This is a genomic window from Arsukibacterium perlucidum DSM 18276, assembly GCF_000382165.1.
Classification (GTDB): Bacteria; Pseudomonadota; Gammaproteobacteria; order Enterobacterales; family Alteromonadaceae; genus Alishewanella; species Alishewanella perlucidum.
On the sequence record NZ_KB907725.1, the window covers coordinates 1 to 21,545 of the forward strand.

21 protein-coding genes and 1 pseudogene are annotated in these 21,545 nt (G+C 51.8%); 11 read left to right on the forward strand and 11 right to left on the reverse strand.

Features of this window, described 5'->3' with window-relative positions:
- The 11 genes and pseudogenes from H141_RS21495 to lptM form a co-directional block, all read right to left on the reverse strand.
- A pseudogene (locus tag H141_RS21495) lies at window positions 1-169 on the reverse strand (IS110 family transposase); the annotation flags it as partial.
- 240 nt (window positions 170-409) lie between these two features.
- Window positions 410-1,204, reverse strand: a complete 795-nt coding sequence (locus H141_RS0115375) for a hypothetical protein (RefSeq protein ID WP_157610963.1) — start codon at window positions 1,202-1,204, stop codon at window positions 410-412.
- An 89-nt stretch (window positions 1,205-1,293) separates the two neighbouring features.
- Window positions 1,294-3,360 carry a tRNA(Met) cytidine acetyltransferase TmcA domain-containing protein gene (locus H141_RS0115380; RefSeq protein ID WP_019677175.1) on the reverse strand — a complete coding sequence of 689 codons (2,067 nt, stop codon included), beginning with the start codon at window positions 3,358-3,360 and terminating at the stop codon, window positions 1,294-1,296.
- A complete protein-coding gene (uvrD, locus tag H141_RS0115385) occupies window positions 3,361-5,532 on the reverse strand; it encodes a DNA helicase II (RefSeq protein WP_019677176.1) in 2,172 nt (723 codons plus the stop codon).
- Window positions 5,533-5,625: 93 nt separating this feature from the next.
- A complete protein-coding gene (locus tag H141_RS0115390; RefSeq protein WP_019677177.1) occupies window positions 5,626-6,336 on the reverse strand; it encodes an HAD-IA family hydrolase in 711 nt (236 codons plus the stop codon).
- A complete protein-coding gene (locus H141_RS20995; RefSeq protein ID WP_019677178.1) occupies window positions 6,323-8,395 on the reverse strand; it encodes a M14 family zinc carboxypeptidase in 2,073 nt (690 codons plus the stop codon). Before H141_RS20995 ends, H141_RS0115390 begins: the two co-directional genes overlap by 14 nt.
- Window positions 8,395-9,336, reverse strand: coding sequence for a tyrosine recombinase XerC (xerC, locus tag H141_RS0115400; RefSeq protein WP_019677179.1), 942 nt, complete (start codon window positions 9,334-9,336; stop codon window positions 8,395-8,397). The genes H141_RS20995 and xerC overlap by 1 nt, the downstream gene beginning before the upstream one ends.
- Window positions 9,323-9,979, reverse strand: a complete 657-nt coding sequence (locus H141_RS0115405; RefSeq protein WP_019677180.1) for a DUF484 family protein — start codon at window positions 9,977-9,979, stop codon at window positions 9,323-9,325. The genes xerC and H141_RS0115405 overlap by 14 nt, the downstream gene beginning before the upstream one ends.
- Window positions 9,976-10,806, reverse strand: a complete 831-nt coding sequence (dapF, locus tag H141_RS0115410; RefSeq protein ID WP_019677181.1) for a diaminopimelate epimerase — start codon at window positions 10,804-10,806, stop codon at window positions 9,976-9,978. Before dapF ends, H141_RS0115405 begins: the two co-directional genes overlap by 4 nt.
- A 10-nt stretch (window positions 10,807-10,816) precedes the next feature.
- Window positions 10,817-12,076 carry a diaminopimelate decarboxylase gene (lysA, locus tag H141_RS0115415; protein WP_019677182.1) on the reverse strand — a complete coding sequence of 420 codons (1,260 nt, stop codon included), beginning with the start codon at window positions 12,074-12,076 and terminating at the stop codon, window positions 10,817-10,819.
- The gene (gene lptM / locus H141_RS20445) at window positions 12,063-12,275 is read right to left on the reverse strand and encodes an LPS translocon maturation chaperone LptM (protein ID WP_019677183.1); all 213 of its coding nucleotides are present in this window, start codon (window positions 12,273-12,275) and stop codon (window positions 12,063-12,065) included. The genes lysA and lptM overlap by 14 nt, the downstream gene beginning before the upstream one ends.
- 72 nt (window positions 12,276-12,347) lie before the next feature.
- Between lptM and cyaY the strand changes: the two genes are divergently transcribed.
- The 11 genes from cyaY (at window position 12,348) to H141_RS0115470 (ending at window position 21,482) form a co-directional block, all read left to right on the forward strand.
- Window positions 12,348-12,683, forward strand: coding sequence for an iron donor protein CyaY (gene cyaY, locus H141_RS0115425; protein ID WP_019677184.1), 336 nt, complete (start codon window positions 12,348-12,350; stop codon window positions 12,681-12,683).
- A complete protein-coding gene (locus H141_RS0115430; protein ID WP_019677185.1) occupies window positions 12,683-13,363 on the forward strand; it encodes an alpha/beta hydrolase in 681 nt (226 codons plus the stop codon). The genes cyaY and H141_RS0115430 overlap by 1 nt, the downstream gene beginning before the upstream one ends.
- Window position 13,364: 1 nt before the next feature.
- On the forward strand, window positions 13,365-14,297 hold the full coding sequence (gene hemC / locus H141_RS0115435) for a hydroxymethylbilane synthase (protein WP_019677186.1): 933 nt from the start codon (window positions 13,365-13,367) through the stop codon (window positions 14,295-14,297).
- Window positions 14,294-15,046, forward strand: a complete 753-nt coding sequence (locus H141_RS0115440) for a uroporphyrinogen-III synthase (RefSeq protein WP_019677187.1) — start codon at window positions 14,294-14,296, stop codon at window positions 15,044-15,046. The genes hemC and H141_RS0115440 overlap by 4 nt, the downstream gene beginning before the upstream one ends.
- Window positions 15,043-16,173 carry a uroporphyrinogen-III C-methyltransferase gene (locus tag H141_RS0115445; protein ID WP_019677188.1) on the forward strand — a complete coding sequence of 377 codons (1,131 nt, stop codon included), beginning with the start codon at window positions 15,043-15,045 and terminating at the stop codon, window positions 16,171-16,173. The genes H141_RS0115440 and H141_RS0115445 overlap by 4 nt, the downstream gene beginning before the upstream one ends.
- On the forward strand, window positions 16,170-17,249 hold the full coding sequence (locus tag H141_RS0115450) for a heme biosynthesis HemY N-terminal domain-containing protein (protein WP_019677189.1): 1,080 nt from the start codon (window positions 16,170-16,172) through the stop codon (window positions 17,247-17,249). The genes H141_RS0115445 and H141_RS0115450 overlap by 4 nt, the downstream gene beginning before the upstream one ends.
- Window positions 17,249-17,761, forward strand: a complete 513-nt coding sequence (locus tag H141_RS0115455) for a DNA-deoxyinosine glycosylase (protein WP_019677190.1) — start codon at window positions 17,249-17,251, stop codon at window positions 17,759-17,761. The genes H141_RS0115450 and H141_RS0115455 overlap by 1 nt, the downstream gene beginning before the upstream one ends.
- Window positions 17,762-17,912: 151 nt before the next feature.
- On the forward strand, window positions 17,913-18,035 hold the full coding sequence (locus tag H141_RS22015) for a hypothetical protein (protein WP_276202896.1): 123 nt from the start codon (window positions 17,913-17,915) through the stop codon (window positions 18,033-18,035).
- Between the two features lie 109 nt (window positions 18,036-18,144).
- Complete coding sequence (locus tag H141_RS0115460; protein WP_019677191.1) at window positions 18,145-19,542, forward strand: Type 1 glutamine amidotransferase-like domain-containing protein; 1,398 nt, start codon at window positions 18,145-18,147, stop codon at window positions 19,540-19,542.
- A 68-nt stretch (window positions 19,543-19,610) separates the two neighbouring features.
- A complete protein-coding gene (locus tag H141_RS20450) occupies window positions 19,611-20,669 on the forward strand; it encodes a cyanophycinase (RefSeq protein ID WP_019677192.1) in 1,059 nt (352 codons plus the stop codon).
- Between the two features lie 99 nt (window positions 20,670-20,768).
- Window positions 20,769-21,482: a hypothetical protein gene (locus tag H141_RS0115470; protein ID WP_019677193.1), complete on the forward strand. Its 714-nt coding sequence runs from the start codon at window positions 20,769-20,771 to the stop codon at window positions 21,480-21,482.
- The last annotated feature ends 63 nt before the right edge of the window (window positions 21,483-21,545 follow it).

Below are 21,545 nucleotides of genomic sequence, written 5' to 3' on the forward strand. Positions count from 1 at the left end.
AGCCTGAGCAGGCTTCCATCGCAATGGTTGCATCTGGGTAATTAGCTAAGAAGACCAATAAATCTTTGCGTTTAATCGTGCGATTAAAAACCGCTTTACCTGCCTGATTAACGCCACAGATCTGAAAAATACTTTTTGCTAAATCGATTCCAATTAGTGTAACTTTCATTTTGGACACCTCATGTAAGCTTATTGACGGTTAACACATCAATAATGGCGCATTGTGACGCCGATTTCACTTGAGGTGTCCATCTCATCATCTCTGTGTTTCGCCCTTCGGGCCGTCGCACGCGACGTCTTAAAACGCTCCCGGCGTTTTAGTCGCCATGCTAATTCTGAGTGCTACTGAGCCTCCCCCTTTAACAAAGGGGGATTGAGGGGGATTCGGGGATTTGGAAATTGAGAGGTTTTACTTACGCTGTAAGTTGCCCTGATTATCAAAGTGCCATTCCGCTTTACCTAACAGATTCAGATAAACTTTTGCCTCTGCTTCACTGAATACCTGAATAAACTGATTATGCTGGTCCAGTAATAGCAGCCAGCTTTTCGGGCCTTTGGCATACTGCTGCTCGGTCAGATAACTTTGCATCCCCATATATCTGGAGGGGATATTGCGCCAACCCTGGTCAACCCGGTAAATATAACGGCCTTTATAATCCGGGTGTAAGAAATTACTTTGTTCCAGCGTACTGAGGCTGTTGCGGTCGATAATGCTAACTATTGCCACAGCTTTACTTCTGGCTAAAAGTTCTGTTGCATTTTTGATTGCCAGCTGTTGCTGTTGTTTGCGTTGGCTTGTTGCGTCCTGCTTGCTTACCTTAACCGGTGTGGCAATTTCCAGGGCAAACAGTTCAAGTTCATACCGGTCTAACACCTTCTGATAAGCAGCATGATCATTACAATCAGTCAGGACGATATCATCAGGTACGCGCTGGTGTAGCTTCGGGTTAGTGGCGACACTGCTGACAAATTGGTTTATCTCAAGTTGTAACTGTTGCTGCAGTAAGTTGTGAAAGCGAGAGTTATCTGGCTTTTTTATCATATATTGCTCTGGATCGAGCTGAATGCAATTCTGATAAAATTGCTCCAGAGCGTTGCTGTAAGCATGGCTGTTAACCGCATACTGCAAGGTACGCAATTCACTCTGGCTGTAGCCGGCTGTGCTTACAGCGAGGCTTAATAGAAGAGGCGCTATCATTGTCATAGAAGTTATGATCAGTAAGATTCAAATAAAAACGCCGCACAGTAGCACTTTTCCCGCGTTTTAAACAGCATTTCTACCATCAGTTGCGCTCAGCTACTGCTAATTTGCTGCTGGATTAGTTTAATACAGGCTGCTTTGCCCGCCAGCTGAAAACGCTGGCTTATTGTCTGCCAGCTTTGCTTTTGCCATAACCGTGCTGCAATAACTGCGGCAGCAAAGGACTCAAGCTGAAGATAGTGTAAATTAAACCAATTTAGAAGCTGGTGAGCGACAAGCTGGTAGGGGCGTTTTCCCTCTGCGAATAATTGTAGTTGTGCAATGTCTGCGGCAGTTAGCGTTGCTGACGGTGGCAGGACTAACTTACTGATCACATCGAAACTCAGGTTGGCCGGATATTCTTGCAGGCAGTGGTATAACTCATTAGCTGACTGCTGATTAAGCTGCTGCACTAATTTTTTACTGCCATTAATTGGCTTGAGCATCAATACCGAAGGCTCGCTGCTGGCGTTGTCGGCAAAGTGACTAAGCCGTACCGGAATGTATGCAGCAGCTTGCCAGAATGCCAGTAGCGCCGAACTGACGCCAAAACTGGTGCCAAGCCAGTCGATATTTTGTTGCTTCAGCAAGTTAGTAACTTCAGCCAGCAACTGGCCGCCAAGACCTTGCCGTTGCAAAGGCTGCGCAACAGCAATCCGCATAACCCTTACCAGGCGCTGGCATGCCAGTTGAGGCTCTGCCAGGTGAAATGCCAAACTTTGCGCCAGTAAATGGCCTTGTACCCGGCGCTTCCCCTGATAAATCAGCTGGCAAAGTGCCGGCTCGAGCTCACCTTCATAGCTTAGCAAAGCACAAGCTAACAACTGGTCATGCTGATAAAGGGCGACCACACTAAGCTGCGGATTATCAAGCAACGCAGCGAGATCCTTCACCTGGGTTTGATAGTGCGCCTGACTAAGTAAGTGAAACACAGCGCTAAGTTGCTCTGGTGTAGCCAGCCAGTCATTGTGCTGATACTGGCGCAGCTGCAGAGGCTGGCCAGGGCGGTATATTGGCTCAGTTTCAGGTTGTTGCAGTAAAAAGCTGGTAAAGATAAGCCGCTCTAACGGATCATGCTGCTGATAGCGCACCGGCTGTTTAATCTGTAGTCGTTTCCAGCCACTTTGGGTTTGCTCAAGATAGCGTTGAAAGCGCAGCTGAAAACCGCGACCGGTGCCTTCATAACCATGCTCAGTAGTAGCAAACACAATCCGGCTATAGTGATCAGCCAGTTGTTTTAATACTGCTGTTGGCAGGGCTGCGGCTTCATCAATTAATAATAAATCCAGTTCTGGTTGTTCCAACAGCAGCTGGTCAACAGCCATAAAGCGTAGCCCCGGGGTATCTGGCAATTGCTGCTGATAATGGCTAATTGCGGTAGCCGCCGCATTTGGGCTGGCTGCGGTGATTATCAGTCGTTTTTTACCTTGTTGCACTAACAGTGCCGCTGCTAAGCCCAGCGCAGCAGATTTACCGCGACCACGATCAGCCACCAAAACCAGAGGTCTTTTCCGGTGTCCCGATACCACTTTTAAAATCGCTGCTACAGCCTGTTGTTGTTCAGTGCTGGCATAGAGAGCTGCTACAGCTGCAGGCGACTGATAATCTGGCAGGGTGAGTTGCTGGTTAACATTGAGCTGATCATTATTCAAGGTAAGCTTTAGCAGCTGGCATTCAGCCAGCCTGGCTAACCAGAAGCGAATAAACTGGCCCTGATGAGCCAACGGATTAAGCGGATAAGGTAACAACATACTATGCGCCGGGTTTGGCTGCTGATACCAGTGTTCATCGGGTGGTGCCAGCAGCAGCCACAAGCCGCCGGCCTTTAAACAACCGGCACTGGCAGCGATTAAATCAGCATTAAATCCAGAGAAGGCATTAACTACCAACATATCGCATTCGCTACCCAGTAGCTGGTAGTTGTTGCCGGGTTTGAGCTGAGTGCTGGCGGCAGGCGCTTGTTCACCCAGCCAGTACAATCGTTGCGGTTTAATCGTCGCAATCAGCTGTTGGCACTGAAGCCGCAGCTCAGCTTGCTTGCCTTGCAACAAAACCGGCAACCGGATCTGACGGGCTGCGGCTTCAGCCAGCAGCGGTTGCAGGCAGGCTGTTACCGGCATTTAGCCAGTAGCCTGCAGCCTGGCGTAGGCTGTCATCAGCCATTTGCTGCCAAGCTGGTCAAAGTTAACCTGAATACGTGACTGTGCACCAACACCTTCGTAATTAAGCACAGTGCCTTCACCAAATTTATCATGCAGTACCCGCTGGCCCAGTTTAAAACCGGTGTTTTCAAAGGCGACATGACTGGCTGCACTGCCGAACCTGCCAGCCTGCGATGGCCGGCTCACCTGGGTAGTTAACCGAATTTCTTCCAGATATTCTGCCGGGATCTCACGAATAAAACGCGATGCTTTATGATACTGCTCCTGACCATATAAACGGCGGCTTTCAGCATGGCACAAGTACAGTTTCTGCATGGCGCGGGTCATGCCGACATAACACAGCCTCCGCTCTTCTTCCAGCCGGGTCGGGTCGTCGCCGCTTTGCTGGCTGGGAAACATACCTTCTTCCAGGCCACAAATAAAGACCAGCGGAAACTCCAGACCTTTGGCGCTGTGCAGGGTCATCAACTGCACTGCATCAGAATGCTCTTCGGCCTGATAATCACCAGCCTCCAGCGCCGCCTGGGATAAAAATGCCGCCAGCGGGCTCATGTCTTCAACTGTGCTGCTATTAAAGTTCTGACAAGCGGTGACCAGTTCGTTTAAGTTTTCAATCCGGGTCTGGGCTTTTTCACCCTTTTCTGCCTGATACATCGCATATAAACCCGACTGCTTAATAATATGCTCGGCCTGTTCAAACAGCGGTAAGTCGGTCAGCTCCTGCTCTAATCGATCGATAAGCTGCATAAACTGCTCTATCGCATTAGCCGCCCTGCCACTCAGTTGCTTTTGCTGTAACATCTGCTGCAGCGCCTGCCACAGTGTTTGCTGTTCACTGCGGGCTTGCAGTCGCACCTTATTCATGGTGGTATCACCAATACCGCGGGCCGGCGTATTAATAATCCGCTCCATTGCCGCATCGTCCTGGCGGTTGCTGATCAGCCTTAAGTAAGCCAGGGCATCTTTAATCTCCTGCCGCTCGTAAAAGCGCAAACCACCATAAATACGATAGTGCAGGCCCTCCTGAATAAGCGCCTCTTCCAGCACCCGCGACTGGGCATTGTTACGATACAAAATGGCGCTTTCGGTCAGGCTGCCGCCCTGGTTATGCCAGCTGCGAATACGCGACACGATAAAGCGGGCTTCATCCAGTTCATTAAAAGCGGTATACAGCGAAATGGTTTCGCCGTCGCTGCCGTCAGTCCATAAATCCTTACCCAGCCGGCCACTGTTATTGGCAATTACGGCGTTAGCGGCTTTTAAGATAGTGGCGGTAGAGCGGTAGTTTTGCTCCAGCCGGATTGTTTCTGCGCCGTCAAAATCGCGCAGAAACTGCTGAATATTTTCAACCCGGGCGCCGCGCCAGCCGTAAATTGACTGATCGTCATCACCGACAATCATCACTTTGGCCGCTGTACCAGCCAGTAGCCTAAGCCAGTTATACTGAATAGCGTTAGTATCCTGAAATTCGTCTACCAGAATATGGCGGAATCGCTGCTGATAATGGCCACGTACATCGGCATGGTTTTTCAGCAGCTCAAAGCTGCGTAGCAGAATTTCGGCGAAATCGACTAAGCCTGCACGGTCACACATTTCCTGATAGGCAGCATAAATCTTCACCATCTGCTGCAGGCTGAAATCGCCACCGGCGTCAATCATACCCGGACGCTGGCCATCGTCTTTGCGGCCATTAATAAACCACTGAATTTGCTTGGCCGGCCAGTGCTTTTCATCCAGATTCAGCGCCTTTAGTACCCGCTTAACCAACCGGTACTGATCGTCCGAGTCGATGATCTGAAAGCCCTGGGGTAAGCCGGCCTGCTGATAATGCGCCCGCAGCATCCGATGTGATAAACCGTGAAAGGTGCCCATCCACAGGTTATTTAAACTGACGCCAATAGTGCTTTCAATCCGGCCGCGCATTTCCTGTGCTGCCTTATTGGTAAAAGTCACCGCCAGTAAGCTATAGGGCGCGACGGTTTCCACCTGCATTAACCAGGCTAAACGATGCACCAGTACCCGGGTTTTACCACTGCCAGCACCGGCTAAAATCAGCATATGCTGCGCCGGTGCCGCCACCGCGTCACGTTGTTTATCGTTTAAGCCATCCAGCAGGTTGGATACATCCATCAGCACATCTCAGTAAACCATTTGCGGCCATTATAACAGCCCTGCCGTAAGCGCCAAGTAAAGCAACAGAATTTAGTGGATAAATAACCAGTGTCAGCTGATTGGCAGCAGTAAAGCGTTTAACTGCTGCACGTCCGTTAGCCGGATATGTGGCAAGGTACTTACTGGTTGCTGATGATGATCCAGCCAGGCGGTCTGGCAGCAAGCGGCTAAGGCACCCATCACATCGGCGCGGTGACTGTCACCTATATGCAGAATTTGCGCGGGATTAAGCTGCAGCCGCGCTGCCGCCAGCTGAAACATATCAGGGTAGGGTTTCATTTTGCCATCAGGCCCTGCCTGTAAGCTGAATTCAAATAATTCACCTATACCCATCTTCTTAATACAGGCATTACCATTGGTTATGGCAATTAACCGGTACTGTTTGGCCAGTTTGGTTAACAGACCTGTGATCTCAGGGGTAACACTAATCCGGGTGCGGGCGTCGAGAAAAGCATCATAGCCCTGCTGTGCTACTTTTTTAGCTTCTGCTTGCGCTATGCCCAGCTCAAGTAGCCCAGCCTCAATACCTAAAAGACGCCAGCGACCAATATCGTGGCGAATTTCCGGCGTGATTTTGGCCAGCTTTAAGCGGTGTTGCCACCAGAAGTCGCTGCTGGTCTGGTTACTTTGTGGTGCAAGTTTTGCCAGCGCGCTTAGCATTGCCTGCTCAGCGGCTTCGATAACCGGTGCGTTATCATACAAGGTATCATCTAAATCAAATGACAATGCCTGCAATGGTGTTAGTGCTTTATAAATTTGCATTGGTTTTCCCAAAAAAGCGGCGGACAAAAAGCAGTAACAGCAAGCCGCCATATACATATACGTTGCTGCTGCCACCACTGCCTTCTGCCGCGGCAGGCTGTGGAGGCGGGGCAGGTGGCGCGGTAACGGAAGCGGTTTTGCTGATGCTGGCGCTTAACTCATCGCTGTCGGTAATGGTTAGCGTTACCTGATAACTGCCGGCGCTGGCAAATTGATGGTTTACCTTGGCACCGCTGTAGCTGCTGCCATCCGAAAGCTGCCACTGGTAAGCGGTAATCGCTGAATCTGCGCTGCTGGCACTGGCGTCAAAGGAGCAGCCGAGTGCAGTACACTGGCTACTGAAATCAGCAACCGGGCTGCGTAAATCACCAACAGTAACAAAAACTGCGCTGACAGCACCGACGTTGCCATCGCTGTCTTCAGCCTGCACATATAACAGCTGCCTGCCCGCTGGCCAGTCGTTACTCAGCAGCTGGGCCCGCATATTGGCCACTGAGCCATTAGCATTACTGTTAAAGATGTCAGCTGTGCCGAGCTCTACGCTGCTACTGTGCCAGGGCGGTGCATCCCGGTAAATCCTGGCGGCGACAACGGTTTGAGTCGGCTCACGGCCATTGCTCTGATTAAAGCGCTGATCATCGGCGGTAAGGGTCAGGGTTACTTCGTCTCCGGCTTGAATATAAGCATGGCTGGCACCGTTAACGTTAACAGAGCTAATGTCAGGCCCGGCGGGCAGTTGATAAGGCGCCTTGCTGATTTTAGCCGCGTAATTTAACAGCGGTAAGTTAGCCGGTAGCAGTGAGTTGCTAAAAAACTGGCAGCTCTGAAAAAAGCCGGTACCCAGTTCCAGGGTAATGGCCGCCACACCCAGCTCACCGTAACTGACACTGTCACTGGTGCCGTCGGTCGGGTATAAACCGATGCTCTGACTGGGATAGTAATTATTAAACCAGGCCAGCTTGCGGCCCAGAGTTTGCAACTGGCTGGCATTTGGTGCCGGGGTAGTAGTATGGCCCCAGGGCCAGAGCACCAGTTCGCCGGCACTGTGTAAGTCGAGATGCAACCCCGTGGTGTCTGCTGGTGCCGGATCCTGAAAACTGCTGCCACGGCGATCGCTATATAATTGGCGAATGTAGTTCTCGACAGCCTGGGTTTCGGGTTCAGAGCCCGCTTGCGGGCCACGGTAGACGGTAGAGCAGGCGTCACCGCTGGAACCATTACTGCTGATATTCCAGCTGTAGCTGAAGTTGCGGTTTAAATCGACTCCGGGTTCATCCTGCGGACAATGGTTAAGGTTGGCATTTTTACGCCACAACTGTCCTTGTTCGGCATATTTGCGGCCATCGGGGTTCATCTGAAACAGTAAATGAATCTCGGTAAAATTCAGCAACCAATGGGCATCGGCCTGCTGCTGATAATTCTGCAGCAATTGCCTGGCAAATTGCAGGTTCAGCTCAGCAGTAACATACTCGCGGGCATGCATGGCACTTTGTACAAATAAGATGGGCCTTTCATCGGCCGGATTGGCGACCGGTTCGCGTCGGCCCAGTCGCAATACCATCAGCGGGTAACCGCCTTCGCCCTGCAGCTGCTGCCATGAACTGCCAATACTGAACCACTGCGCTACCTCGGGATAATCGGCAGCCAGTTGTGCTGCCTGCTGATAGGTGCCCTCTACCGTGTGGTAACACGGGTAGCCGGCAATAGTGTCAGCAGAGGTATCAAAAGTTGTATCGCTGGCGGCAGCGGTTTGGCGTGTGGCATCCAGATTAGGGTAGGCATTGGCGGGCAGTGGCTGCCAGCTTATGTTGTAGTTTTTAAGCGCTGCCAGTTCTGCGGTGGGTAGCCGCACATCTAACGTTAACGCTGTGCGGTCGGTCGCCAGAATATAAGGGTGCAGGCTGATGCTGGCCTGAGCATGTTGCGCCATATCCGTGGCCTGCAGCCGCACTTGCTGATAAGCCGTTGCTGATGTTGATGCTGTTGTCAGTTCATCTGCAGCGGCACCGTTTAGCGGCAACATTAACATAAGCAACATTAAACGTACTGACATTGGCATTAGGTTTTTTTCCGGGCCCTCGGGTGGGCATTGTCGTACACCGCAGCCAGATGCTGAAAATCGAGGTGGGTGTAAACCTGGGTGGTACTAAGGTTAGCATGGCCCAGTAAGTCCTGCACCGCGCGCAGATCGCCGCTGGATTGCAGTACATGGCTGGCAAAAGAGTGGCGCAGCATATGCGGATGCAGCTGCTGGCCCAGGCCCTGCACTTTAGCCCAATGTTCAACCCGTTGCCGTACCTGGCGCGCGGAAATTCGTTGCTGTTGTTTGCTTAAAAACAGCGCGTTTTGATCCGCCTCCGGCGTAGCGTCGCCCAATAAAAGATGGCGCTGACTGAGCCAGTGCTGCAGCGCTTTTAATGCCACTGAACCTATCGGTATTTGCCGCTCCTTACTGCCTTTGCCGCGCACCCGGATTAACTGCTCGTGCCAGTCGATATCATTAATATTGCTGCCAACTAATTCTGCCAGGCGCAGGCCGGACGAATAAAATAACTCCAGCATGGCTTTATCCCGGCAAGCCAGCACATCATCGCTGCTGTCAAAGCTGAGTAAATGCTGCAAGGTATCAATATCAAGATTTTTCGGCAGTTTTGCCTTGGGTTTGGGAATTGTCAGGTACTGGGCCGGGTTGTCGCTAACCTGCTGCTGTTGCTGCAGGTAGCGGTAGAGGCCGCGCAATGAGGCGACCGTTAACGCCAGGCTGCGGGCACTGAGGCCGCGGCGCCGGCCATTAGCCAGATAGCTTTGCAGCGAGGTTTCTGTTTGCTGGAGCCAGCTGAATTCAGCTGGCTCAGTGCCTGACGGCTGATGGCTGGAGGCGAACAGGCTAAGCTGCTGGCGATAAGTTTGTAAGGTGCGGTTGGCATAACCGCGCTCAAAGCGCAGGTAGCTAAGGTATTGTTCCAGATCTTGTTGCCAGCGCGGCTCAGCTGTCGTCATGGCCAGGCAATACCAGCAGTAGCAGTTTGGCCAGGTGGCGGATAAACAGCCGGTCCATGGCCGGCTGAAAGTGATCATCCTGCTCGCTGCCAAAAGCCAGCAGCGCCAAACCCGGGCCACTGCCAATTTGCAGTAAGGCAACCGAATGAATGGACTCGCCGAATAACGGCTGCTGTTCTTCCCTGTTTAACCGGCCCAGATAAACATTGTCACTGCTTAAGCGGCGCGACAATAACAACTGGTATTGGCTGATGGCACTGCTGTCAGGTTGCAGACACACCAGCCGGCAGGCATGCACTTGCGGCATACTTTTGGCAAACTGTTGCAGCGCCTGCTCGGCATCGGCCAGTGACGGCTGTTGCAGCAAACTCAGGTGCAGGGTGTTCAGAGCATGAAAAATATGTTCGTTCTGGCGGGCAACCGACATTAAGCGGGTGATATCATCTTCCAGTGCGGCAATTTTGGTTCGTTGCATTTCCAGCTGACGCTCAACCAGCGACACGCTGCCCCGTTGCTGATGCGGCAGGCGCATGTGTTGTAACAGCTGCGGGTACTGTTGAAAAAACTCCGGGTGGTCCTGCAAATAATCCAGTACCACAGTGGCGGCAATAGCGTCTTTATCCTGAGTCAGGGTGTCGTTCATAACGAAAGTTGTCCATCAAATACGTGTTCAGCCGGGCCGGTCATTTTCACAACCTGGCCAGGCCCATTCCAGCGAATGTGTAAGGTGCCACCGGGTAAGTCAACCTGCACCTGTGGCCCGAGTTTTTTCTGCAGCTGGCCAATGACCGCAGCAGCACAGGCACCGGTACCACAGGCCAGGGTTTCTCCGGCGCCGCGCTCCCATACCCGCAGTTTAATATGCTGTGGTGACACTATCTGCATAAAGCCGATATTGGCTTTTTGCGGAAAGCGCTCATGCACTTCTAAAAGAGGGCCCAACTCTGCCACATTGGCGCTGGCAATATCTTCAACTTCCAGCACCGCGTGCGGGTTACCCATAGAGGCTACGCCACAAAGCACAGTATGCTCGTCAGCCCGCATAATGTAGGTGGCTTCCTGCTTTTGAGCTTTAAACGGCACCAGTGCCGGATCCAGCTGCGGCACGCCCATGTTTACCGTTACCTGGCCATCCTGCTCAACATACAGAGTAATTTTGCCCGATTTGGTACTTACCTGAATTTTGCTTTTATTAGTCAGGCCGCGATGACGGACAAACTTAGCAAAGCAGCGGGCACCATTGCCGCATTGCTCAACTTCACTGCCATCGGCGTTAAAAATCCGGTAATGAAAATCCAGCTCAGGGTCATACGGTGGCTCTACCATCAGCAACTGGTCGAAGCCAATGCCGAAGTTGCGGTCCGCCAGCTGGCGAATTTGCTCTTTGGTAAGAAACAGATTCTGGCTAACACTATCGACCATCATAAAGTCGTTGCCCAGGCCGTGCATTTTTGAAAAGTTAATGATCATCAAAGCCTTATTACTGTTCGCTTAGCAGCTTTTCGCCGCGCCATAAATCCTGCCACTGTTCGCGTGCCCGGATTAAGTGGCAGTGGTTACCCTCCACCATCACTTCAGCCACCCGTGGCCGGCTGTTATAGTTGGAGCTCATGGTAAAGCCATAAGCGCCCGCCGAGCGCACCGCCAGTAAATCGCCCTCAGCAATGGCCAGCATGCGGTCTTTGCCAAGAAAATCACCGGTTTCACATACCGGGCCTACTACATCATACAGCTGGGCGGTTGCACTACTTTGCTGACTTACCGGCACGATATTCTGCCAGGCACTGTACAGCGCTGGCCGGATTAAATCGTTCATCGCTGCATCGACAATAGCGAAGTTCTTTTCCTGACCTGGTTTTAAATATTCCACTTTGGTCAGCAAAATGCCGGCATTGGCCATAATAGCGCGGCCGGGCTCCATGATCAGTTCCAGCTGCGGATATTGTTGCAAGCGCTCTACCACTTTGCTGATATAGGCATAAGGTTCGGGCGGCGTTTCTTTGTCGTAGGTAACGCCCAGGCCGCCACCGATATCAATATGGCTAAGCTGAATGCCTTCTTGTTTCAGCGCTTCAATTAACTGCAGCAGCTTTTCCAATGCTTCTAAAAACGGCTGGGTTTCGGTGAGCTGCGAGCCGATATGGCAATCTACCCCCACCAGCTGCAGATGGCTCATCTGGCTTGCGGCCCGATAAATGTCTGGTGCCTTTAAAATATCAACGCCAAACTTATTGGCTTTTAAGCCGGTAGAAATATAAGGATGGGTTTTGGCATCGATATCCGGGTTTACCCGCAAGGATACCGGCGCCATGATATTCAGGCTGCTGGCCACCTGTTGCAGACGTTCCAGTTCAGCCTCTGACTCAACATTAAAACATTTAATGCCCAGCTGCAGCGCAAAACGCATATCGTCGGCGGTTTTCGCCACCCCGGAAAACACCACTTTCGCCGGATCGCCGCCAGCGGCAATCACCCGGCGCAGTTCACCACCTGAGACAATATCAAAACCACTGCCCAGCTTACTCAGTACATTTAACACTGCCAGATTACTGTTGGCTTTTACCGCGTAACAAACCAGGCTATGCGGATGCGCCGCTGCGGCATTGGCAAATGCCTGATAATGGCGCTCGATGGTTGCTTTTGAATAGACATAGCAAGGGGTGCCGAATTCAGCCGCCAGCTTATGCAGATCCACCTGTTCGGCGTGCAGCGTATTGTGCTGATAATTAAAGTGGTCCACGGCTTGGCTCCTCACTGGCGCTGGGTTGCTGTTCCCCGGCGGTTTGCGCTACCGGCTTTTGTTGGGCCGGCTCTGCCACTTCTGGTGCAGCTTGTGGTAAGGTAAGAGGCCCTTTTTGACCACAGGCAGTTAGCATAATGCTGCCCAGCAATAAGCAGGCAGGCAAAAGAAACTGGGATGAAATGCGCTTCGTTTGCATGGTTTCTATTTCTTTAACGGCTTGAGGCTCTATAATCGCATCCTTAGCGATAAAAGCAAACAGGTGACGCAGATGAATGACTTAGAATATGACGAATTAACCGACAATACCCTGTTAGCGGTAGAAGAGGCGATTGAGCAACTTGAGCTTGATTTAGACTACGAATCGCATGGTGGCTTATTGTCGATAACCTTTCCGGATCAAAGCAAAATTATTATTAACAAACAACCGCCACTGCAGCAGCTTTGGGTAGCTACAAAATTTAATGGCCACCACTTTGAATGGCGCAATCAGCAGTGGATTGATAACCGCAGCGGTAGCGAATTCTGGCAGCTATTGTCCGATGCAGCTTCAAAACAGGCTGGTAGCCCGGTGGAGCTGGCTCCGCAGCAATCTGGAACTGAATAATGGCGTTACTCCCTTTTGTTGATGTAAAACCAAACGGCCCGGTTAAGGCGGCAGTAATATGGTTGCATGGCCTTGGCGATTCTGGCCATGGCTTTGCACCTATAGTGCCGGAACTGAGGTTGCCAGCTGACGCCGGTATCCGGTTTTTGTTTCCGCATGCGCCCGAGCGACCGGTTACTGTTAATGGCGGTATGCGGATGCGCGCCTGGTACGATATTAAAACCATGGACTTAGCGCACCGGGCCGACGAAGCCGGCGTGCGTGAATCAGCCAGCGCAGTGCAGCAGTTGCTGGATAAACTTATTGCCGACGGTCTGAGTAGCGAGCAAATTGTGCTGGCAGGCTTTAGTCAGGGCGGAGTGATAGCGCTGCATTTGCTGGCCCGCTTGCCTTATAAGCTGGCTGGAGTAATGGCGTTATCAACCTATATGTGCGCGCCGGAAAAGCTGGCGGCAGAGACAACATCTGCTAATAAGGCAACGCCGGTGTTTATCGGCCATGGCAGCCAGGACCCGGTAGTGCCGATGGCCGCGGGCCAGCAGGCGTTTCATGCTTTAAAAAGCCTCGGCTTTAATGTCAGCTGGCAGGATTACCGGATGGAGCACAGTGTTTGCGCGCAGGAAGTGGCCGATATCAGCAGCTTCTTGCAACGCCGCTTAATGACAGTAAAGGAAAGCTAACATGAGCCAGATTGTACGTATTGCAACCCGCAAAAGCGCGCTGGCCTTGTGGCAGGCTGAATTTGTTAAAGCGGAATTGCTGCGTCACCACCCGGCATTACAGGTAGAGCTGGTGCCGATGTCGACTCAGGGCGATAAAATTCTTGATACGCCATTGGCAAAAATAGGTGGCAAAGGCTTGTTTGTTAAAGAGCTGGAAACTGCCATGCTCGATGGTCGGGCTGATATTGCGGTGCACAGTATTAAAGATGTACCGGTCGCCTTTCCGGACGGCCTGGTGCTGCAAACTATTTGCCAGCGTGAAGATCCGCGTGATGCTTTTGTTTCCAATCAGTTTCAGGATCTTTCGCAGTTGCCCCATGGTGCGGTGGTTGGTACCTCCAGCCTGCGCCGGCAATGTCAGTTAAAAGCATTACGGCCTGATTTAACTGTGCGTGACTTGCGCGGTAATGTTAACACCAGGCTGGCTAAGCTGGATAACGGCGAGTTTGCTGCCATTATTCTGGCCTCAGCTGGCTTAATCCGGCTCGGTTTTTCGGCGCGGATTGCCAGTTACCTTGAACCAGAGCAAAGCTTGCCGGCCAATGGCCAGGGCGCGGTGGGTATTGAATGTCGCAGTGACGATACCGCCATTCAGCAGTTGCTGGCGCCGCTGGAGCATCAGCCAACCCGATTATGTGTGCTGGCAGAGCGGGCGATGAACCGGCGTTTACAGGGCGGTTGTCAGGTGCCGATAGGGGCTTTTGCTACGCTTAAAGATGAGCAGCTGCAGTTACGGGGTCTCGTGGGCTCGCTCGATGGCAGCGTGATCATCCGCGCCGAGCAAACCGGCAACGCTGAGCTGGCCGAGCAAATTGGTCTGGCTGTTGCCGAGCAATTATTAGCCCAGGGCGCCGGCGCCATTTTGCAACAGGTATATCAGGCGAACGCATGAGCATAACCACGCCTTTTTTAATCACCCGACCGGCGGGCAAAGCCGACAATTTGCTGGCCAGTCTGGATGAACAGGGCGTTGCTTATAGTTATCAGCCATTGATTACCACGCAGCAGGTGACGTTGAAAGCGAAAGACATCAGCTTGCTGGAGCAGGCTGAGCTGGTTATTTTTGTCAGTGTCAGTGCGGTCCATGCGCTGGAACAGCAAATCAAGCCGCAGCAGTTGCCGGGGCATTTGTTTGCGGTCGGCAGCACTACCGCAGGGCTGTTACAACGCTGGACCAGCCGGGAAGTAATAGTACCGCAGGACCAGCGTAGCGAAGGTTTGCTGGCGTTACCGCAGTTACAACAGGTTAGTGGTAAGCAGGTGGTGGTAGTGCGCGGCAACAGCGGCCGTGAACTGCTTAAACAGCAATTGATTGCCCGCGGTGCTACCGTTAAATATGTACAAAGTTACACCAGGTTGCCATTGCCACTGGATGGTGCCCAGCTGTGGCAGTTGTGGCAGCAACAACAGGTACGCTGTATTGTAGCTACCAGTAACGAAATTTTGCAGCAGCTGTTCGCCTTAATGCCCGAGGCTGGTGTGGCCTGGCTGCAGCAGCGGCATTGGCTGCTGGTAAGCCCGCGCATGCAGGAGCAGGCATTGGCACTTGGGATTGGCCCACAGCACATCAGCCGGGCAGAAAATGCCAATGATCAGGCGTTGCTGCAGCAAATTATTCAGCTTAACAAGGAAATATTATGAGTGAGCAGGCAGAGTTAACCCCGGCTGAAGAATCCGCAGCACCACTGGAGCAATTAAAGCAGCAAATTGCTGAGCAGGAGCAACGTCCTGCCGGTGCTGGCCGCGCCATAGCTGTGCTGGCATTACTGTGCTCACTTTTGTTGGCCGCAGCAGTGGCTGCGGCGGGTTACTGGTTATGGCCACAATGGCAGCAAATGCAAAATCAGCAACAGCAATTGCAGCAGGCACAGCAGGAGATTAACCGGCAAAGTGCTGAGTTGCTGAGTAGCAGCCAGAGCCAGCTGCAGCAAAGTCTGAGCAGCCAGCAACAGAGCCTGAGTGCCTTCGAGCAACAATTAACTGCCGCTCAGCAACGCCAGCAACAACAATTACAGCAGCAAATGCAGGCCGTGCGCGAGCTGGTGCAGCAAAGTGACGGCGCACCGCCGCGGCATTGGGCCCTGGCTGAAATTCAGTTTTTGTTAAAACGGGCGGATTACAGCCTGTGGTTAAATCAGGATATCAACAGCGCCCGCTTGTTATTGCAACGGGCGCAGCAGCAACTGGCCGGGCTGGATGACGCCTCTTTAATTAACGTGCGTCAGGCGATCGCCGCTGATCTAACAGCGCTGGCTGCGTTAAAAAGTCCCGATCTGAGCGCCGTGCATGTTGAACTGGCCCAGATGCGCAAAAGCAGTATGGGCTTGCCGCTGAAACAGCAACAAACTGAGCTCAGCGTTACCGTGGCAGAGCCGCAAGGCGAGCTGAAAAACTGGCGCAGCACCTTAAAGTATTACTGGGACAGTAGCCTGCAGCAGTTGTTTTCAGCCCGGGTGGCGATGCCGGAAGATTACTTCAACCTAACTGAAGAGCAACAACTGATGGTGCGGATTGCCCTTAATCAGCAGTTATTACTGGCACAGCTAGCTGTGTTATCAGGTGAACCCGCGGTGTATCGGAGTGCCTTGCAACAAGCCAGTGATCAGCTGCAGCGTCATTTTCAGGCGACTGAACCTGCGGTACAGCAACTAAGTGAAAAACTACTGGCACTGGCGGCCATTGATATCACTGAACAACAGCTGCCAGCATTGCAAAGTGGCCCGCAATTGCAGGATTACCTGCAAAGCATGGCGGAGACAGAATTATGATCAAGGCCATTCTGCTAATAGCAATACTGGCCCTGGCGATGTTATTAGGGCCGGTGTTAACTAATAACCCTGGCTATATCAAACTGGTACTGGCCGGCTACGTTATTGAAATGACAGCGCTGGGTTTTGCTATTGTGCTGATAGTGGCGTTGCTGGTGTTGTATTTGCTGGTCAAAGTAGTACGCCACTTGCTACGAATTCAACATTTTTCCCTGAATTTTTTCAGTTCCCGCCGTGAGCGCAAAGCCAACCGGGCATTTGCCAGTGGACTTCATGCCTATGCCAGGCGGCAGTGGGCTGAAGCCGCCAGCCAACTGCAACTGGCGCTGCAAGCCGGCGACTTCAGCCAGGAGAAACGTTTTTTGGCAGCTTATGCCGCGTTTTACGCTGGCGATTATGATCAGGCAAAAAGTGTAGTGGCAAAGTTGGCAGAAGATGACCCAAACCGTCAGTATCTGGAAGCCGAGATGTTGTTGCACCAGGGCCATGCCAGCCAGGCTGTGCTGACTCTGGAAGCCTTGCTGCAACAACCGCCGGTAGACCCTGCGCTTGGCCAATTATACCTGCGTGCCTTGCAGCAAGCCGGCCAGTGGCAACAGCTATTGGTGGCAGCTGGTCGGGCAGCAACCGGGCATTGGTTTGATAAAGTGAGCTGGCGGCAACAACGTTTTGCGCTTTATCCACAGGCAATTCGCCATCTGGCCGGTGAAGCAGGATTTGATCAACAACAGAATGACTGGCAGGCGTTACCCGCCAAAGAACGTAAATCAGCGGCGGCAGCACTTGGCTTAGCCTGGGCTGAAGCCAATGCTGGTCAGGCTGATGCGGCAGAAAAACGGTTGGTGGCGGTGTTGTCGCTGGCAGATATTGCACCAGCGTGGCCGCATCTGCGGCAAATAGCACTGGGCCACTCGGTTTTGCGCTTGCGCAAGCAAACTCAACACTGGTTGCGTGATAATCCGAGTAATGGCTACCTTTATGCGGTGCTGGCCTATCTGGCAGAGCAGGAAGGCGAGCAACAACAGGCGCAACAAGCCTGGCAAAAAGCCCGGCAGTACCAGCCTGAACTACGTTAATGTCACCTTTACTTAGTGGCCTGGCTGCGGTAGCGCAGCCAGATGCGAGGTTGTTAATTCTGGGTAGCATGCCGGGTGCGAAATCGCTGAAGCAGCAACAATACTACGCCCATCCCCGTAATGCATTCTGGCCGCTGATGGCCAGCATTCTTAATTTTGATCCGACCTTAAGTTATCCCGGGCGGTTGCAGGCTTTAATTGCGAGGCAGGTAGCGTTGTGGGATGTGATTGGTTTTTGCCAGCGTCAGGGTAGCCTGGATAGTGCGATAAGTGCGGAGCAGCCCAACGATTTTAGCTGTTTTATGCAACAGCATAGCCAGATCAGCGCTATCGCCTTTAATGGTGGTAAAGCCTGGCAAAGTTTCCGGCGGCAGGTTATTGGCAAACAGCAATTACCTGACGGGTTGCAACTACTGCAACTGCCTTCCACCAGCCCGGCGCATGCCAGCCTGAGCTTTGCCGATAAACTTCAGCATTGGCAAAAACTGGCGCCGTTGCTGCCTGATAACTGACATTATCATTTTTCAGGTAAACTTTTCCTGCATCAGGTACCTGTCGGTTTTTTTTACAATTGCATGAATTTTCTGCTTGACAGCATGCTTATTCAGGTCAATATTGAAAAGTAATTAAACAGTCATCAAACTATGTTACGAACCTAATCTTATGCAAAAACTGTTATGCGGAGCCAGTAAATTACTGTGGTCGGTTGCCAAACCGGCTAATCTGCATAACTATTTGCATGAGTGCGCCACCGACTATCACTTGTCTGAGTGGTTCGACGAATAGCCACCTCCCTCTGAGTTAGCTCCAAAATCTTTTGCCTGGCGTTTGGCCATGCGAAGAAACTTGGCCTGTTGGCCATTTCCTAAAACAAAACTATATGCAGGAAGTAAAAATGAAAGCACTAAGTCTGTTAGGCGTGGTTGCGCTATTGCTTTGTGGCAATGCGCAGGCCTGTTTATTACTAGAAAGCGAAAACAATAATAGCGAAAGTGGTGCCGATGGTCCGCTGTGCAGCGGGGTAGCGGTGCAAGCCAGTATTGGCAGCCGCAACGATCAGGACTGGTTTTATTTTGATACTACCGCAACCGGTGATATCAATGTCAGCCTCAGCCACGGCAATAACGTTGATTTTGAGTGGTTTCTATACCGCTCAAGCGGCAGTTACATAGCTTCAGGCCAAAGCAGTGCCAACCCGGAAACTGGCAGTTATGTTGCTTCGCCCGCCGGGCCACATTACCTAAAGGTGACCCGTTACAGTGGCACCGGCAATTACCAGTTAACGGTAAATTTTAGCGGAGAAAGTGGCGGCGGTGGCACCAACCCTGAGCCTGAACCTGAACCAGAGAACTGTAATTATGGTAACCGACCCTCGAAACCTGGTGGCTTAAGCGCAACCCTGCTGGGTAGCAGTAACGATGTTTGTGTCAGTCTGACTACCCCGGCATTACTACTGATGGGCGGCGGTGCCGATGTTGATACGGCATTCGCTAACCGGATCAAGCCGCATATAAAAGGGGGTAATGTGGTGGTGCTACGTACTTCTGGCACCGCAGCTTATAACGATTATTTGCAGGGTTTAACCGATGCCGCCTCGGTAGAAACCTTAATTGTAAATACCCGCACCAAGGCCAATAGTGACTACGTTGACTGGGCAATTCGCAGTGCCGAGTTCGTATTTATTGCTGGTGGTGATCAGTCTGACTATCTGAATCAGTGGCAAGGCACCAGGGTGCAGGATGCCTTAATGCATGTTTATAACAAAGGTGGCGCATTAGGCGGTACCTCGGCTGGTAACCATGTGTTGGGCGAGTTTATTTATGATCCGGATGGGGTGCTGGGTGCCATCAGCTCAGAAGCGGTAACAGATTTCTGTCATGAAACGATTAACATCAGTAGCAACTTTCTGGGGCTGCCGGTGTTAGATGGCATTATTACCGATACTCACTTTAAACAGCGTGACCGGATGGGCCGCTCGGCGGTGTTCCAGGCCAAGCTGGGCAGTACTGGCCGGGTCGTGGCGGTATCAGAAGCAACATCACTGTTTGTCACCGCAGACGGCAATGGTGTGGTGGATGGCAGCCATGAGGTTTACGTGTTGCGTGCCGATGGCCAGACCCAGTATCAGCAAACCAGCTGTGGCCAGCCGGTCATCATCAACGATTTACTGCGCTATAAATTATTACCAGGCCAGAGCTACAACCTGCTGAACAATAGCAGCAGTGTCAGCCCATCGAGACTGAGTATAGATGGCCGTAGTGGCAGTTTCTATAATCCGACTAATCCCTATTAAGCCTGGTTTAGTGAGTTAAGTGCAGTCTGCCACCACAAGGTGGCAGACTTGTTTAAGGTAAAGTGAAAATGAAATTATGTTTATTACTGCTGGTTTTACTGCTGAGCGGATGCAGCCAGCAGGGATTGGAGGCAGATACCAAAACAGCACTGGATGTCATTGCTAATGCTGAGCAATGTGGCTTCGGGCCACGGCCAATAAAACCTGTCTCTCTGCAGCGTTTTGCTGTCGGCTATAACGAAGATGTTTGCGTGCCTTTATCGCCGGAGCAAGCAGGCATTATTCTGATGGGTGGCAGTACTGATGTGGACAGCATTTTTACCGATAAAGTGCGGCCGTATATTCAGGGTGGCAATGTGTTGGTCTTGCGGACGCAGGGCGCAGCCGGCTACAACGATTACTTGCTGAATTTATTGCAAGCCGCATCGGTTGAGACCTTGTTGGTTGATAGCAGGGATAAAGCAAACAGCGATTATGTGAGCTGGGCATTGCGCAGCGCCGAGTTCATTTGGTTTGCCGGGGGTGATCAGTCAACCTATATTGCAAACTGGCAAGATACTGCATTGCAACAGGCCTTGCATGCCGCTTATCAGCGTGGGGCCATTATTGGAGGCACTTCGGCTGGCAATGCCATTCTCAGTAGTATTATTTATAATCCTGATGGTGTTGGTAGTGCAGTGTCATCAGAAGTGGTACAAGATTTCTGTGATACTAATATCGCTTTCAGCCCGGACTTTTTAAAAGCGCCAATGCTGGGCAATACCCTTAGCGATACCCATTTTAAACAACGCGACAGAATGGGCCGGCTTATGGTGTTTCTGGCCCACCATCAACAACAGCAAATTACCGGTATCGGCGTATCAGAGCGCACTGCGCTATGGGTCGAGCGCAGCGGCAATACCGAGGTTTTCGGCGAGCATGAAGTTTACCTGCTGCGTGCTGATCAGCAAACGAACTTCAGGCAAACTGAGTGTGGTAAGCCGGTAATTATTGATGACCTGCTGTATTACAAACTGCAGAAAGGCCACAGCTATCACTTACTCGACCATACCAGTGCAGTTCCAGCCAGCCGGATAAGTATTAATGGTAATAACGAAAACTTTTATACCCCGGCAAATCCTTACTAAACTTAAGGAATTATTGCCAAGTTCATCTGACGTCGGAATTAATTGCTGCGCTAAGGGTCTGATGCTGACAAAACAACATCAGGCCCGGGACAGCAATCTTTGGCAGCGGTTACACACCCTTTAAAGCGTTTGATCAGTGAATATGGTAACCCGGTGCTGCTGGCACTGCTGGTACATGCTCTGCTAGCTGCCATGCTTGTCAGCATAAAATTTCGTGCCCCTGTTCAGCTGCCGCTGTCCGAGCCAATCACTTCATTTTTATATCAACCACCTCCGCCCGGCCAACCAGTCGTTACTGAGCAGACACCAGAGCAGGGCCAACCAGATAGGGCAACCGCCAGAGAGTCAAAGGTTACAGATAATGCCGGTACAGCAAGTCCGCAAACAGAACTGTCCGAAATGGTCCCTGAGGTAATTGTACCGAGCCAACAGTCGGTGTCGGTTAGTCGGGACAGGTCTCTAACAAGCAACAGCCTGACCCAACGTGCCCTGAACCAGGTAGCCAAACCTGATCAGGCAGCCATTGACCGCGCCGCAACTGCCAGCTACCAGCAATCCTTACAAAAGCAGCAACAGCCGCGGTTAACAGTGGATAAAAAGCACTGGCCGCTTAGTCAGGAGCCGGCAAAACAAGTTGTGGCGAAATTAGATGATGGTAGGCAAATAATCCGAACAAGAGAGGGGTGTCGAATTGCCGACCCAATGCTGGACGGCTTTGCGGCGCTAATGGCCGCAAAGCCAGTGCCCTGCGGCGATGAAATCAGTTCCAGTGAGCTGTTAAAGCAGGCACTGGATAAGCACATTAAGCGTTAGTTACTCAAGCATCAGCAGGTAAACGCTGGATTGTTAAACCGCACCACTATTTAAGGCATCGTG